This is a genomic window from Martinezella lusitana (genome assembly GCF_014207095.1).
GTDB classification, from domain to species: domain Bacteria; phylum Pseudomonadota; class Alphaproteobacteria; order Rhizobiales; family Rhizobiaceae; genus Rhizobium; species Rhizobium lusitanum_B.
On sequence record NZ_JACHBG010000020.1, the window covers coordinates 33,553 to 48,047 of the forward strand.

General features: G+C 56.6%; 14 protein-coding genes. 6 read left to right on the plus strand and 8 right to left on the minus strand.

Features of this window, described 5'->3' with window-relative positions; translation table 11 throughout:
- From cybH to GGD46_RS26850, 4 genes are all read right to left on the minus strand, one after another.
- Positions 1–729, minus strand: a complete 729-nt coding sequence (cybH, locus tag GGD46_RS26835; protein ID WP_004112862.1) for a Ni/Fe-hydrogenase, b-type cytochrome subunit — start codon at positions 727–729, stop codon at positions 1–3.
- A complete protein-coding gene (locus GGD46_RS26840; RefSeq protein WP_004112865.1) occupies positions 726–2,516 on the minus strand; it encodes a nickel-dependent hydrogenase large subunit in 1,791 nt (596 codons plus the stop codon). Before GGD46_RS26840 ends, cybH begins: the two co-directional genes overlap by 4 nt.
- On the minus strand, positions 2,513–3,625 hold the full coding sequence (locus GGD46_RS26845; RefSeq protein ID WP_004112868.1) for a hydrogenase small subunit: 1,113 nt from the start codon (positions 3,623–3,625) through the stop codon (positions 2,513–2,515). The genes GGD46_RS26840 and GGD46_RS26845 overlap by 4 nt, the downstream gene beginning before the upstream one ends.
- 94 nt (positions 3,626–3,719) lie before the next feature.
- Entirely contained in the window at positions 3,720–5,663 is a 1,944-nt protein-coding gene (locus GGD46_RS26850; RefSeq protein WP_004112870.1) for a flavin-containing monooxygenase, read from the minus strand.
- Positions 5,664–5,680: 17 nt separating this feature from the next.
- Here GGD46_RS26850 and GGD46_RS26855 point away from each other — a divergent pair, with 17 nt between their 5' ends.
- On the plus strand, positions 5,681–5,854 hold the full coding sequence (locus tag GGD46_RS26855) for a hypothetical protein (protein ID WP_154660802.1): 174 nt from the start codon (positions 5,681–5,683) through the stop codon (positions 5,852–5,854).
- Positions 5,855–6,460: 606 nt separating this feature from the next.
- On the opposite strand, the gene GGD46_RS26860 is transcribed toward GGD46_RS26855, so the two are convergent.
- The gene (locus tag GGD46_RS26860; RefSeq protein WP_240535393.1) at positions 6,461–7,483 is read right to left on the minus strand and encodes an L-histidine N(alpha)-methyltransferase; all 1,023 of its coding nucleotides are present in this window, start codon (positions 7,481–7,483) and stop codon (positions 6,461–6,463) included.
- A 754-nt stretch (positions 7,484–8,237) separates the two neighbouring features.
- Here GGD46_RS26860 and GGD46_RS26865 point away from each other — a divergent pair.
- The 5 genes from GGD46_RS26865 (at position 8,238) to tnpB (ending at position 11,573) form a co-directional block, all read left to right on the plus strand.
- On the plus strand, positions 8,238–9,416 hold the full coding sequence (locus GGD46_RS26865) for a cytochrome P450 (RefSeq protein WP_051043313.1): 1,179 nt from the start codon (positions 8,238–8,240) through the stop codon (positions 9,414–9,416).
- Between the two features lie 34 nt (positions 9,417–9,450).
- Positions 9,451–9,669 (plus strand): ferredoxin, encoded by a 219-nt coding sequence (locus GGD46_RS26870; RefSeq protein WP_004112880.1) that lies wholly within the window; start codon positions 9,451–9,453, stop codon positions 9,667–9,669.
- A gap of 517 nt (positions 9,670–10,186) precedes the next feature.
- Positions 10,187–10,879, plus strand: a complete 693-nt coding sequence (locus GGD46_RS26875) for a porin (protein WP_004112883.1) — start codon at positions 10,187–10,189, stop codon at positions 10,877–10,879.
- Complete coding sequence (gene tnpA / locus GGD46_RS26880) at positions 10,801–11,244, plus strand: IS66-like element accessory protein TnpA (RefSeq protein ID WP_015341991.1); 444 nt, start codon at positions 10,801–10,803, stop codon at positions 11,242–11,244. Before GGD46_RS26875 ends, tnpA begins: the two co-directional genes overlap by 79 nt.
- On the plus strand, positions 11,241–11,573 hold the full coding sequence (gene tnpB, locus GGD46_RS26885; RefSeq protein ID WP_081598427.1) for an IS66 family insertion sequence element accessory protein TnpB: 333 nt from the start codon (positions 11,241–11,243) through the stop codon (positions 11,571–11,573). Before tnpA ends, tnpB begins: the two co-directional genes overlap by 4 nt.
- Here tnpB and GGD46_RS26890 read toward each other — a convergent pair.
- The 3 genes from GGD46_RS26890 to GGD46_RS26900 are packed head-to-tail and all read right to left on the minus strand — an operon-like array spanning position 11,481 to position 14,334.
- Complete coding sequence (locus tag GGD46_RS26890; RefSeq protein ID WP_240535394.1) at positions 11,481–13,586, minus strand: recombinase family protein; 2,106 nt, start codon at positions 13,584–13,586, stop codon at positions 11,481–11,483. The two genes, tnpB and GGD46_RS26890, sit on opposite strands and share 93 nt — an antisense overlap.
- Positions 13,583–13,819, minus strand: a complete 237-nt coding sequence (locus GGD46_RS26895) for a hypothetical protein (protein ID WP_028754843.1) — start codon at positions 13,817–13,819, stop codon at positions 13,583–13,585. The genes GGD46_RS26890 and GGD46_RS26895 overlap by 4 nt, the downstream gene beginning before the upstream one ends.
- 53 nt (positions 13,820–13,872) lie before the next feature.
- Complete coding sequence (locus GGD46_RS26900) at positions 13,873–14,334, minus strand: helix-turn-helix domain-containing protein (RefSeq protein ID WP_004112894.1); 462 nt, start codon at positions 14,332–14,334, stop codon at positions 13,873–13,875.
- Between the last annotated feature and the right edge of the window lie 161 nt (positions 14,335–14,495).

The window sequence follows — 14,495 nt, forward strand, 5'->3', positions numbered from 1 at the left end:
CTAGTCCTCGTTGTGCTTGGACAGCCGCTCGCCCGAAATCATCGACGAAACGATGCTCTGGCGGCTGACGATGTCCTCGCGTACCGCGATATAGATATGGATCATCACGAAGATCAGGATCACCCACATTCCCAGATGATGAAGGGTATGAACGGACTGGCTGTTCGGCCAGATGAAGAATACCCGACCAAACAGCCTGTATGCCCAGCTGTCGTGGCCGACGCTTTCGCCATAGAGCGCAAATCCGGTGATCACCATGAATGTCAGCGGCAGCGTGAACGTCACGAACATGACGAATTGCGACAGCGGATTGTGGCCAGCATATTTCAACGCGCGTCCAGTAAGGAATGTGTAAACGCGCACCTCGTGCAGCCATTCGCTCCAGAACCGTCCGCTCCAGAAGGGAACGTAGAAGATTTGGCGTGCATGCACGTTGCCGACGAAGACCCAGTAGATTCTGAGGATCAGGGCCACGGCCAGGATCTGCCCGGCGGCGAAATGGACAAAACGGATATAGCCCATCAGGAAATTGGCGCTCGCCTCGCCGGGTGCCGCCGCCAATGGGCTGCCGATGAAATAACCCGTCAGCGCCAGCGCCAGGATGGAGAAAGCGTTTATCCAGTGCCAGAGGCGAACGGGCGCCTCGTAGGCATACACGTTTTCGCGCTCGCTGGCGCGTTCGTCATCGGCGTTTGAGATAGCAGAGATGCTCATGATCGTCCTCCTCATCTGACTTGGACCTTGGCCATTTCCTGTCCGTCCGGGCTCATGATATGGGTGGAGCATGCAAGGCACGGATCGAAGGAATGGAGGGTTCGGAGGATTTCGAGCGGCTGCGACGGATCCGACATAGGCGTGTCAATCAGTGAGGCCTCGAACGCGCCGATATTGCCGTGCGGATCGCGCGGACTACCGTTCCAGGTGGTCGGCACCACACATTGATAATTGTCGATCTTGCCCCCCTTGATCTTGATCCAGTGTGCGAGGGCGCCGCGCGGGGCCTCGGTGAAGCCGACGCCCTTGACCTCGCAAGGCCAAGTCTCCGGCTTCCATTTGTCGATGAAGGCGGTGGCGCTGTCGCCGGCCTTGATATTGGCGACCAGCTTGTTGTGGAAATAGCGCATCTGCCGGCCTGCCCAGACGGATTCGAGCGCGCGAGCGGCGGTACGCCCTAGTGTCGAAAATAACGCCGCGGTCGGCAGGCCGAGGTCCTTCAGGACCTTGTCGACGGGATCCTTGAATTCTGCCTTGCCCTGGGCGTAGCCCAAGACCCAACGGGAAAGCGGGCCGACTTCCATGGCGTGGCCGCGCCAGCGCGGCGCCTTGATCCAAGAATATTTTCCGCCTTCGTCCAGCTCTTGAATGTTGGTCTTGGTGCCCTTGGCATTCGGCCCAAGCTCGTAATGCGGCACGGTGACACCGTCCCAGGGATGCAAGCCCTTGGCCTCGTCCGGATATTCGTACCAGGAGTGACTGACGAATTCCTGGATCTGCTCTGGATCGGAATGGTCGACTGGCAGGACTTCGTTGAAATTGCCATTAATGATCGCACCGCGCGGAAGCTTCAGGCTCGCCTCCGTGTAGTCATTTGCGTGTTCCGGCACGTCGCCATAGGCAAGCACGTTCTTGCCCGACAACCCGCCGCCGAACAGCCAATCCTTGTAGAAGGAACCGATCGCCATGATGTCCGGTAGGTATACCTTCTCGTTGAACTCGATCAGCTGGTCGATCACCGACGAAATTTGGTTTAACCGTTCCATTGTAATCGCGCCGACGGCTCCCGTGCCGTCGAGGTTGATCGGACAGGGCACTCCGCCGACCAGCCAATTCGGATGCGGATTTTTCCCGCCGAAGATCGTGTGGATCTTGACGATCTCCCTCTGGAAATCGAGGGCTTCGAGATAGTGTGCTACGGCCATCAGGTTCGCTTCAGGCGGCAGCTTATAGGATAGATTGCCCCAGTAGCCGTTCTTGAATGGACCAAGCTGGCCGGATTGGACGAACTTTCTCAGCCGTGTCTGGATGTCTTTGAAGTAGCCCGGCGAAGACAATGGCCAATCGGACACCGATTGGGCAAGCGCCGAGGTGGCCTTCACATCGGCCGTGAGGGCAGATATGACATCCACCCAGTCGAGCGCATGCAGGTGATAGAAATGCACGACGTGGTCATGAACCTGCAATGCCAGCTGCATGAGATTGCGGATCGAATTGGCGTTTTCCGGAATGGTTATGCCGAGCGCATTTTCAACCGCCCGCACCGATGTGAGCGCATGGGTTCCGGTGCAGACGCCGCAGATCCGTTCCGTGAAAGCCCAGGCATCGCGTGGATCGCGATTTTTGAGGATGACTTCAATGCCTCGCCACATTGTGCCGGTGGAAACGGCATTGCGGATGATATTGTCCTCGTCGACATTGACCTCGACCCGCATGTGGCCTTCGATGCGGGTTACAGGATCGACCACAAGACGCTTGCCGGAATTGTCGAGCGTGAAGCCATCTGGCGTTTGGATGGTCATCGTGATCTTTCCTGTCCATTGCCGTTTTTAGGACCGGTTTTCCCGCGCTTGGCGGTGACCTGCTTGACGGCGCTGATTGCAGCATGGGCAGCAATCGCCCCACCGACAACACCAGCTGCGGTCATGCCCACCTGGTCTGCAGTGGCTTCCACGCCGAATGGGCTGACCTCGGTCAGTCGGGAGTAAAAGCTTCCTGCGTCCCAGAAATTTTGTTCCGAGCAGCCGATGCAGCCATGACCCGACTGGATCGGGAAAGAGACGCCGCCATTCCAGCGAACGGTCGAGCAGGCGTTATAGGTGGTCGGGCCTTTGCAGCCCATCTTGTAGAGGCAGTAGCCCTTGCGCGCGCCTTCGTCGTCCCACTCCTCGACGAACTGGCCGGCGTCGAAATGAGCGCGCCGATAGCACTTGTCGTGGATGCGCTGCGAATAAAACATCTTAGGCCGACCCTGATGATCGAGTTCGGGGAGCTTGCCGAACGTGGTGATGAAGGTGACGACGCCGGTCATCACCTCTGCGATCGGCGGACAGCCAGGCACTTTGATGATCGGCTTGTCGCGGATCACTTTGTCGATCGGCGTCGCCTCGGTGGGGTTGGGCGTTGCGGCCTGAACGCAGCCCGAAGAGGCACAGGTTCCCCAGGCGATGACAGCCAGGGCGCCTTCGGCCATCCATTTGAGTTTCTCGACGAAGGGTCGCCCGCCATCGATGCAGAACATCCCGCCTTCGTTGAGCGGCGGATTGCCTTCGACGGCAAGAATGTACTTGCCCTTGTGCTTCTCCTTGGTCTCTTTGAGGATCGCCTCGGCCTGGTAGCCGGCCGCCGCCATGATTGTATCGTCGTAATCGAGTGAAATCATCGACAGGACTACATCCTTGGCCAGCGGATAGGCGGAGCGGATGAAGCTTTCCGAGCAGCAGGTGCATTCGAGCCCATGCATCCAGATCACCGGCACACGCTCTTTGGTTTCAAGTGCCTCGGCCATCGCTGCGGCCGTATCGGAGCCAAGGCCGAGGCAGGCCGCCGTGAGGCTGCAGAACTTCATGAAACTGCGCCGGGTTATGCCCTGGCGACGGATAACATCGTAAAACGTTTCGGTCGCGGCCATCCTGCTCCTCCACCTTCCCACCCCTGAGGCCTTTTTATTCAGTGAGCGATTTTAATCCTCGATCTCAACTCGACCCCTGAGTGGCGACCGCTTTTCAAACCGCTTCAGCCGAGGCCTTTGACTGGTAGCCGACGTTCCCCATGATGTGGTAGTCACTGAGGTCTGCCTCCTTCGTTAGGTTCCAATAGTCGATAAGGCGCCAAGGGCTGTTTGTTACGATTCGCCCCCGGGCGTTGCGGAAATAAGTGGACATGCCGGGATGGCTCCAGATCATCTTCTGGTGCATTTCCTGGATCGTCCGGTTGTAGTGTTGATAAACGTCTTGCCGGCATTCCACCTCGGATAACTTCTTTTCTCCCATCTGGCGCAGAACGCTCAGCACGTAGTCCAGCTGGCTTTCGATCGTGAAGATGAAGTTCCCGCGATGACCGAGGGCTGTATTGGGGCCGTAGAGCATGAAGAAGTTCGGGAAACCCGGCATGACGCTACCAAGATACGCCTGACAGTCGTCATCGTCCCAAGCCTCACGTACTGTCACGCCATCGCGTCCGAATATCTGAACTGGAAGCAAGAAGCGTGTGATATCGTAGCCCGAGGCGACGATGAGAACATCTGCCTCATGGCTGTCGCCATTTATCGCTCGGATCGACTTGCCTTCGACCTGTGCAGCAGCGCTGTCCACCAGACTGACCTGCGGCTTCAGAAGGGTTCTGTACCAGCCATTGTCCAGGAGCATTCGCTTGCCGAACGGCGGGTAGGGGGGAATGACCTTCGCCAGTAGCTCGGGCCGCCCGGCGAGCTGTTCTTCGATATATCGTGTACACGTCTCGCGGTGGCCGTCGTTCAGCGCATTCACAGAGCGATCGGGATGCGGCCATGCCGGATCCTTCTGCAGGGATTCGTGCACTTGAGTATCAAAAATCCAACTCAGCCGGAGCCTATAAAGCCATTCGTAATGTGGTACCGCGCGGAGCAAGAACTGCATCGACTCGGGAACCGACATAAGAAATTTTGGAAAGGGTGCCGCCCATTGGCGCGATCGTTGGAAGATTGTCAGGGCGCTCACCCGATCGGCGATGGCCGGGACAATCTGCATTGCCGATGCTCCGTTTCCGATCACAGCCACGCGTTTGCCGTCGAGCGTAACCCCGGGATCCCAATTGGAGGTGTGCACCAACGGTCCGTCGAAGTCACGCAGCCCGGGAATGTTTGGCCATTTTGGCGTGGTAAATCCGCCCACGGCTGAAATGACCACATTGGTTACAAGGGTTTCTTCCCGCCCGTCTGGCAAGCGCAATCGAGAATGCCAAGTCCGGCTTTCCTCATCATAACGAGAAAACAGGCATTCCGTGCCGTAGCGGATTGAGCTTTCAATACCGAAGTCGCAGGCGACCCGGTTGAGATATTCATCAATTTCCTGCTGCAACGGGAAGAACTTACTCCAGTCGCCGCTGGCAAACGTGAAGGAGTATAGATGTCCGGGCGTGTCGACCCCGCAGCCAGGATAGCGATGTGAATGCCAGACCCCGCCTGTGCGGTCCTGCTTTTCAATCTGGATGTAAGAAACGCCCAGTTGTCGCAGCCGAACTGCGGCCGCGATGCCGGACATGCCGGCTCCGATGACAAGTATGCGGAAGTTGTCCGGCAAACACACCGGATCAGGAACCGCGCCTGAATACCTCCGCAGCTTGTGGATCATCATGTCAGCATATTCCGGCGGAATAGGCTCAGCTTCTGACATGGAGAGCATGCGGATCAATTCTTCTGCCGATAAGTCTGCCCTTGCGATGGGAACGCCTTGGCGCCAAGCCATGATGGCGCTCAGTGCTGCATCGCGAATCTCCGCCTGCAATTCGATTGCCAGACCACCGGAGTCGTTGTCGTCCCAGCCGCTCTTGGCAGGAATAAACCGCGGACCTAGCCAATATTCTCGTCCTGTGAACTGATAAAGCAGGAGCAACAAGGTTGGGATATTGGCCGAAGGGAGTGCTTCGGCGATACGCTGACGAAACTGGTCGATGTCTTCAAAGTGAGCCATGGATTAGGTTCCTGCGGTTGAAGGATCTGGACCAATCGTCCAAGGCCTCGCGCCTGGATGCGATTGCTGTCCAAGTTCGAGGGTTCCACGACGGGCGTTTGGGGAGATTCTGCAGCAATTCGGCAAATATCAATTCAAAACGCGCCGGACCGGTCGGCATTGATCGCCGCGAACAAAAAGCCGCCTATTGAGGCGCCGTCAGATTAGAGGTTATGACGACGATGAGGGTTTGCTCGTGCGTTCGTCGCGACCACCCAGGTACAACCTGATGCGTCTGCGTGGCCACCGTTCGATATTCCTCGGCGAACATGGCCTGTTCCTTCTTCGGGATCTGGAGCCTTCTGCTCTCGGATGACCGGGCATAGGTCCCGGCAGATAATTTGGCGCTAACATTTCGACATCTCCATGCGGTACCGTCGGACCGTGACGCGTCTGCAAATGCTTCGCAGCAATATGCGTGCCAAAGGAAAAAATGTTTTCTTGTTCAACATAATCGATCAAACCGCCCGGCGTTGCATATCGATCGATTGTCGCATATCGGACAAGGCCAAGTGATCTTGACCCGTTAACCGCCTGACGAGCGCGAGGGACTGCTGCCGACCTCCTCGCCGGGACATCGAGTTCGGGGCCGAGCGTCTCGGCCGCGAATGTTGCCCAATCCGTTATGCCCGATATTCCCTCGCGCTTTGGCCGAAAGGGCACGACAAATCGTTGCCAGACATGGGTGGAATGGCTGGTTATTGCCAATAGCATGCGAAGGATTGGCTCTTCGCCGGCAGCGGCGGCAGGACTTGTTCTTAGGTCGCCTTTTCCAGCACGTGAATGTCTGAGCCGGCGGCATCTGAAAGCACATCAACCGACACAAGCCCTGCCAGGTTCGCGCATTCTCTGAAAAACTCTTCCGAAAAAGAAAATGAGTTCTTCAAATGCAGCCGATCACCATTTTTAAGTTCGATGCTTTTTCCTTTGAGTCGAAACGACAAATTTCTATTCACCGTCGCGGTGTGGATCACCTGCATGAAGCTGTCATCACCTCTTATATCCGCCTCATACTCAAACACTCCTGGATCAAAGTTATCGTCGACGGGTAATTCTGCCTTCATTCGATAAAATACGTTTAGCTGAAATTCTGGATGCGCTTCGTAGTAGGCTTTTGCGACATTCCACCTCAGATCCGAGCCTATTGAGATCGCAAGCCAGCACTTCTCAGCGCTGTTCGATATCCTCCTCAACGCCTGGACAACCGCCGCAACCGGAGGAGCCTCACTTATGGAAGCGGCAAGATTCCCAAAAGTCCGCCCGAACATGACGACCAATGCCGTTTCCTCATCGGAAAAAAAGCGCCGCCCGGAAAAAATGTCATCTCGTATGAACTCGATCTTCAGGTCGAACGATGGTGGCGATCGCTCTATATCCGAGAGGAACTCGTTCGAGCGATCAACCAGTACGCAACGTGAGGTTTTTCCGCGCAACTCCGTTGCAAGGGGAAGGGTCTTCTGCTGAAATGCTCGCACTGTTCCGGGGCCAAAGTCGAGAATTGACACCCCTTTTTGAGATCGCTTGCCCTGAGGCCATCGGACATACTCTTTTACTCTCTGCTGAAGGTCTCGTGCCAACTTGATCTCGGCGTCGACCATATTGGTTGTCCCGGTATCCAACGCATTGTTCATCCTCTGGGTTTCAGCCCTTGCCCACAACAGCGAGCCGCTCATCGAATTGCCGTCCCGATCACATCCAGTGTGGTGAGCGTATTGTTCTGGACCTAAGTCTGGCGCATATTTTTGTTGAAACAGCTTCAAACTCGTTTCAAGAAAGCTCACAATTGCTCTCCTCTGTGGGTGGCGATGGATTGGCGACAGGCGAAACTTTTGCGCAAAAAATTCTTTTGCCCGTCGCATTGAGCGCACGGATCGTGGCGGCGGCTTTCTGTGCCATACGTATGGCGGTGTCTTTGCAGCTACCCACCTTTTTGTGTGGGGCCGACTGTCGGATTTTCCTCCTCCAGCAAGTCGGCGGCGGTTCAGGCATTATTCAGGCCAAGGCAGAACATCGTTTTAAAACAATGAAGTGCTACTCATGCGCCTTTGACCGTGTCCGGCATTGTCGGAAGCGCGACACCGTAATGTCGCGTGTTTGCTCGTCGACCTCTACGCCAAGTTGCTTGCGCGAGCGCGATCGCGTTTCACCGGTTTTTGTTAGCTCCTCGACACAAGCTTTTTCAGCTTGCTCGGGATCAAATAGCCGAAGAGCAACGGGAAGATCGCTTTTCGGCCGACCAAAGGGAACTGGCATGAATTTTGAACTCTCTCTGCGAGGCGATCAGCGCTGCCGGCACCTTGAGTGGCCTCATAATCGGGGGATGTCGGGTCGCGATCGACCGGACAACCAGATCGCGACGGTCAATAGCCGGAGTTGCCGAGTATCGCCACTCGCCCTCTTGGCTTTTCGATCGGCAGATGAAGAGCGGCAATGGGACTTCAGCCGTCAAAGAACATGACGGGCTAATGCAGCCAGCCGCCGTTCAGGAGAAATCAATTCGTGGGTGACCCAATTCCAGATCATGTTCCGCGCGAAATGGTGAGCGACTTCAGCTTGTTCACGTCACCCGGCATGCAACGCGTCTCCAATGGAGATCCTCATGGAGCCGCCGCTCGTGTTCACGCCGGACCACCAGTGTTTTATTCACTCCACAATACGCGTGATGGTCGTGGCACGTGGCTCAGAACCCGGGCCAAAGACCAACGCAAAGTGCTGCAGGACCCTGATACTTTTTCCAGCAATCGCAGCATTTTCGCCTCTGCGCTCGGTGACGACTGGCCGTTGATCCCACTCGAGCTTGATCCACCGGCCCACGGCATCTTTCGCTCCCTGCTTAACCCCCTGTTCTCGCCAAAACGAGTGATGGCGCTGGAAGCGTCTATCCGTGCGCAAGCGATCACCATTGTCGAAAAGATCTCCGTGTCGGGTAAAAGCTGCGAGGTGATGAAAGATTTTGCCATTCCATTCACAGTTGGCGTCTTTCTTCAGTTTTTGGGATTACCGAACGAGCGGCTCGACGTATTTGTCGGCTGGGCGAAGGCCTTGCTCCACGGAGATAAGGTCCAACGATCGGCAGCCGCTCGGTCTATTCTGGAGTTTATCGATGAACTTGCGGCCTTGCGCCGGAAAGAGCCTGCAGGCGACTTCATGACCTTCGTCGTGCAGGCACAGATCGATAGCCGCCTGCTGGCCGAAAACGAAGTCCGTGGCATCGGCGTACTATTGTTCGTCGCGGGGCTCGATACGGTCGCAGCCGCGATCGGCTTTGACTTGGCCCATCTGGCACGCAATCCAAAAGACCAAAATTTGTTGCGCAGTGAACCGGAACGGATCGTGCTCGCAACCGAAGAATTGTTGCGGGCATATTCGACCGTACAGATGATTCGTGTGGCAACGAAAGATATCGATTTCGAAGGCGCGCCGATTCGCAAAGGGGATTATGTTTGCTGCGCTACGATGATTGCCAATCGTGATCCGGCGGAGTTCGAGGATCCCAACGTGATTGACCTGGCACGCGAGGACAACTGCCACACCGCGTTCGCCGCAGGTCCCCATCGTTGTCTTGGTTCGCACCTTGCCCGGCGGGAGATCATCATCGGCTTGGAGGAATGGCTGTCTCATATTCCTCATTTCCGTATCAAAGAAGGTACGGCCCCCATAACCCATGGCGGCCATGTGTTCGGGATCGAAAATCTGGTCCTGGAATGGTCATAACTCGAGCGCCGCTATGCAGCTTCGGAGGTGCGGCATGCACATCATCGTCCACACTGCCAAATGCCAGGGACACGCGCGATGCTGGTTCCAAGCGCCGGAGATCTTCAAGTTGGATGAGGATGGTTATATCCTGCCCGGCAATATCGACGTTGCTGCAGGGAACGAATTTCGCGCATCCCGGGGTGCTCGATCATGCCCCGAACGTGCGCTGGAAATCACCCGCTCATTCGATACAGTTGGAGTCACGGCGTGAACTGAGGCTTTAGACCTGCAAGCGATAAGCAGACGGTTGATCGACGATCCACCCGTGTTTCAAAAGCTGCTACCTGCAAACATCATGCGCCGATGTCGCTCAGGTCTGTCTGACATGCGACAATGGCGGACTTGCCGGAGAGCTGCTTTAAGAAAGTTACTGCAAAACAAAGGGTTTTTCCTGCGGCATGCATATTGCTTCGAGCCATTTGCGAACGCTTCACGATCAAAGTCAACTGAGCGGAAATGTCGAAAATGTCAGCAAAATGCTCTCTGCCGCCGCCTACCTCCTGCCATCAGATTTCCGGACGTAATGGAGAGATCTGGTCTTGTCACCAAGGAATATTCAGGACGAATTGCTTCTCTTGAAAACGTAACGATAGTCCTTGCTTGCTCAGGGATGGGAATGAATCCCTGATCCCAAATCTCATGCATAAAATTCGCTTTCCAGGACGATTGTTGAGCACGCGTTTAGCGCGGGCGATGAATTTCTCTTTGACCCAAACATCGGAGCTTCAGTGAATATCAGACCCATTCTTCTCGGCGGGATTGCAACACTTTCAGTCGCGCCTTCCGTATGCGCTATCGATCAAGTCGTCGCCGTCGAGCCGGAACCGGCTGAACTTGTCCGCATCTGCGATGCCTACGGCAAGGGCTATTTCTATATCCCTGGATCTGAAACCTGCATGCAAGTCGGGGGTATGGTCCGCACGCAGGCATCGTCATACAATCCTTACGCCCCAGTTGAACCCAGCGGCACCACCTGGCTGACGCGAAGCGAAATCTATGTCAATGCGGCAACGGAGACTGAATATGGCCTCCTGAAGACGACGACGACTCTACGGTTCGATTATACGGACGATAGTAGCACGATCGGCGCCGATCTACCTGTGGCGAATATATCGCTTGGTGGTTTCCTCATCGGCCGCGCCGGCTCTCAATATAATGATTGGATCGGCTATGTCGGCAATGTCATCAATCCGGATGTAATCGGCAATGGCCCTCTCAAATTGAATCAACTTTCGTATTTTTATGATTGCGGCGTAAGCGCCGTCTCCGCCCCATTGAATTGGCTATATTTTGAGGCTTGCCGGGTGTGCGAGAAGGTTTCCAGGACTATCTGGAGATTTGCATGGCAGATGATGGATTTGTTGGGCGTTACGAAGTTGTCGAGCCGCGCCGCGGAAACCGGCGTTGGCCGGACGATGTGAAGGCGCGGATCGTGGCGGAAAGCCTTGAGCCTGGCGTTCGTGTTGTTGATGTCGCGCGCCGTCATGACGTTGTTGCGCACCAGCTTTCCTTGTGGCGCCGGCAAGTGCGCGAGGGCATTCTGGCGTTGCCTTTTGAGACTATGTCGGGCCAGTCGGAGAGCGGCGATGCCGAGCCTGCATTTGTGCCTTTGGCGATTGCGGCAGAGCCGAGCGAGGCTGTGAGTGTTTTGGCGCCGCCGCTGCCGGCGACGGTTTCGTCGGTCTTGACATTGGAGATCGGCCCGGACGTTGTGATGCGGGTTCCCGGCGATGTGCCGGTTGAACGTGTGGCGGCTCTGGTGCGAGCCATGCGAGGGACGGCATGATCGTCGCGGGCCAACGCCTGCCGATCCTGATTGCAACGCGGCCGGTTGACTTCCGCTGTGGGCATCAGGCGCTGGCTCTGATGGTGCAGACCGAATTGAAGCTCGATCCGCATTCCGGGGTGACGGTGATCTTCCGGTCGAAGCGCGGCGATCGCCTGAAGATCCTGGTGTGGGATGGCACCGGAATGGTGCTAACCTACAACGATCTGCATTCATACTGCATCTCTCTTTCGGATTCAGTTGAAGGTTTTGGCGTGTCTGGCATTTTCCTTATGGGCGGCGAGGCGATCGACGAGTTGGTTCCATCGACTGCATTGCTTTTGCGGTAAATCGCTCTTCGGAAGCTCGTACAGGTAATAGTGTCCGTTGTAGGCATGGCTGGTGACGAGGCCATGTTCAGCCCATCTGGCGAGGGTATGCTCATGGATATTGAGGTGTGCAGCCGCCTCCTTCTTTGTCAACATCCCACGATCCCGGAGCCGGTCATAGCGTGATCTCAGCTTGTATTCGCGAACAAGATAGGTGACGCGTTTGGTTGTGAAGCGGGCGTTGCGCTGGTCACGGCGCGTCACCGAGCCCGGACGGTATCCCTGATTGTTGAGAATGTCGGCGATCTCGGAAAAAATATGATCGTCGAGGAGTTTATCGATCAGTTGGATGACGTCGGGGCTCGTCTTGACCTGCTGGCTGGGCGATTTTGGGCTGATGGTGACGAGTGTCTGGGTTTTGCCGCCTTTGAAGCGAATATGAGCCTTGGTTGTGCCTCTCTTCGGTAGTTTGAGGAGGGTGACATCCTCAATGATGTGGGCAAGCAAGCGCTTTCGTTCGCGGTTCGGGGTCTCTGAATTGGTCCAGAGCTTTTTGAAGTCCGCCGTCATTGTGACCAACCGCTCTTGGACGGCCTTATTGAGGATGAATTGATCGTGCTCCTGGGCGCGCTCGCGCTCTTCGCGGGCATTAGCCAAGATGCGGAGCTTCTCGTTCCATTCCCCTTCGAGCGTGTCGGCGACAAGGCGGTTATTGGGATCGACGAGCATGAAACGGCGCTGGGCGAGATCGGCCTCGGTTTGGGCGCGCTCGATTGCGCGACAGCGCAGCCGGTCCGCCTCTTCATGTCGCGCTTCGATTTCTTTGCGGACTTCAATTGCCAGTTCGACGGCTGCCGGCGTCATCTGATCCGCGATCAACATGCCGATGGCTTCGTCGACGGGAGGAGCAGCGATCGCCTGGCACACGTGTTCTCCGCGATTGCTACGGGCGCGGTCACAAACGTACCAGGCTTCCTGTCGACCGCGTCGGGCAGCGTAGCGCATGTGAAAATGCCTGCCGCATTGCCCACACACGGCCCGTCCCTGCAGCAGCGCCGGTCCTTCCCGCGGAGGCGATGCGACACCGGCGTTCCATTTATGGCAGATGTTCGACTTTAGAATCCTCAGGTTCTCTTGGTGCTGCTCCCAGCTGATATAGCCGGGATGGGCATCTGGAATACACGCCGTCCAATCGTCGGTACCTTGTTCACGGACGAGCTTTTTGCCATCGATGGTTCGTCGATAGCGACGGCGACCATAGGCATAGGCTCCGGCGTAACGTGGATTATGCAGCACGCGCATCGCCGTCGAAGGCGTCAGTGGCCGAAAAACAGTCTGGCTATCGTGCAGGCGGGAGGGAAAGAGAATACCTTCCTGACGAAAGGCCTTGACGGTCTGGGAGGCGGATCCGACGCGAGAGAACGTCTCAAAGAAATGAGCAATCGTCTCTCTAATTTGCATGTCCGGATCGAGAGCCACATTGCCGGAATGGTCATAGACCAGTCCGGTTGGCAGGGGGCAACGGAACTCGCCGCGCCGTGCCTTGTTGAGAATACCGCCGCGCAGCCTTGCCTTGATCACATGCAGTTCGGCCTCACTCATTGTTCCCTTGAGGCCGAGCAGGAGGCGGTCGTTGAAACTTGCCGGGTCATAGACACCGTCCTCGTCGAGGATCAGGGTGTCAGCAAGGGCGCAGATCTCCAGTAGACGCTGCCAGTCGGCATTGTTGCGCGCCAGCCGGGAGACCTCCAGACCCATGACGATCCCGGCATGCCCCATGCCGACATCGCTGACCAGCCGCTGAAATCCCTCGCGCCAGACCGCCGATGCGCCGGATTCACCCTGATCGTTATCGATGACGATAATTTGCTCCTCGCGCCAACCAAGTGCGATAGCGCGCCCGCGAAGCGCATATTGCCGCATGGCGCTCTCGGTATTGTCGATGACTTGCCGCATCGAAGATTGGCGGATGTAGAGGTAGGCGCTGCGTTCACGGTGATGGGACTGGACTTTGAGGTGTACATTCATGTTCATGGTGCTCTCCGTTGGTGGATGCTCATGGCGATGGTCGCCAGGACATGAACGACGGCGCTGAGGTCGTCGCGCGCCGGTCGGGTGGCCAATGACAGGTAAAACGGGTCTTGATCAGGGCTTGCCGCCGCAGGCAGTGCACGGGCCCATCCCCACATGCCGCGGCGCAGAAAAAGCATGAGGCCGCTACGGGCCTTGAGCGGCAGAACTTCGCCGAGAGCTGCACTGCGCAGCATCTCGTACTGGTCCGCGATGGCCGGCAATGAACATGCCGGTCCCGTGGCAACGTCTAGCGGATCGTTTTTTTTAACACCCGCTCGATCGTCCTGGGATGAAGCTCGATATCGAGTTCGTTGCGGACCATCTTGGCGAGCTCGCGTGCATGAACGGGTACGCCCGGAACCAGCCTTGCCTGCAGAAATGCCAGGACTTTGTCGTCGACCTTGTGGGGCCCGCGGGGACCCGGCTTTGCCGGCACCAGTCCAGCAATCCCACTCGTGTCGAAGTTTGCCTTGGCCTGGTAGTAGGTCGGTCTGGAAACACCATACTCGTCGGAAGCGTCCGTTACCGAGACGTTGTCGACGGAGACGCGTCGCAGCATCTCGTATTTGACCTGGACGGCGTCGCGCGGATCGAAGAACTCGCTGCCGCGGAACTTCGGGTCGCGCACCTTCTCGGAATTTGGATTGAAGGTGCCCTCGTCGATGAGGGCATCCATCTTTGATCGCTTGCCGCCGTACTTCGCAGGCATTGCGGGCTCCGGGTATGAGATCGAGCATTAATGTAATGCTAATTATACCGCACTTCTGATTTGTATCAAGGACATTCTCTGAGCAAATTAGGGAAATATGCCATACAGCGAGTCCTCTTGCGGCATAATCTCGTTTACATTAGCGGCATAATTGTCCTTAC

What these genes read in the sequence shown, in the direction of transcription:
- cybH (WP_004112862.1), bottom strand. Translation starts at nt 729, where the DNA reads ATGAGGAGGACGATCATGAGCATCTCTGCTATCTCAAACGCCGATGAC.
- GGD46_RS26840 (WP_004112865.1), bottom strand. Translation starts at nt 2,516, where the DNA reads ATGACCATCCAAACGCCAGATGGCTTCACGCTCGACAATTCCGGCAAG.
- GGD46_RS26845 (WP_004112868.1), bottom strand. Translation starts at nt 3,625, where the DNA reads ATGGCCGCGACCGAAACGTTTTACGATGTTATCCGTCGCCAGGGCATA.
- GGD46_RS26850 (WP_004112870.1), bottom strand. Translation starts at nt 5,663, where the DNA reads ATGGCTCACTTTGAAGACATCGACCAGTTTCGTCAGCGTATCGCCGAA.
- GGD46_RS26865 (WP_051043313.1), top strand. Translation starts at nt 8,238, where the DNA reads ATGGTGAGCGACTTCAGCTTGTTCACGTCACCCGGCATGCAACGCGTC.
- GGD46_RS26870 (WP_004112880.1), top strand. Translation starts at nt 9,451, where the DNA reads ATGCACATCATCGTCCACACTGCCAAATGCCAGGGACACGCGCGATGC.
- tnpA (WP_015341991.1), top strand. Translation starts at nt 10,801, where the DNA reads ATGGCAGATGATGGATTTGTTGGGCGTTACGAAGTTGTCGAGCCGCGC.
- tnpB (WP_081598427.1), top strand. Translation starts at nt 11,241, where the DNA reads ATGATCGTCGCGGGCCAACGCCTGCCGATCCTGATTGCAACGCGGCCG.
- GGD46_RS26890 (WP_240535394.1), bottom strand. Translation starts at nt 13,586, where the DNA reads ATGAACATGAATGTACACCTCAAAGTCCAGTCCCATCACCGTGAACGC.
- GGD46_RS26895 (WP_028754843.1), bottom strand. Translation starts at nt 13,819, where the DNA reads ATGCTGCGCAGTGCAGCTCTCGGCGAAGTTCTGCCGCTCAAGGCCCGT.
- GGD46_RS26900 (WP_004112894.1), bottom strand. Translation starts at nt 14,334, where the DNA reads ATGCCTGCGAAGTACGGCGGCAAGCGATCAAAGATGGATGCCCTCATC.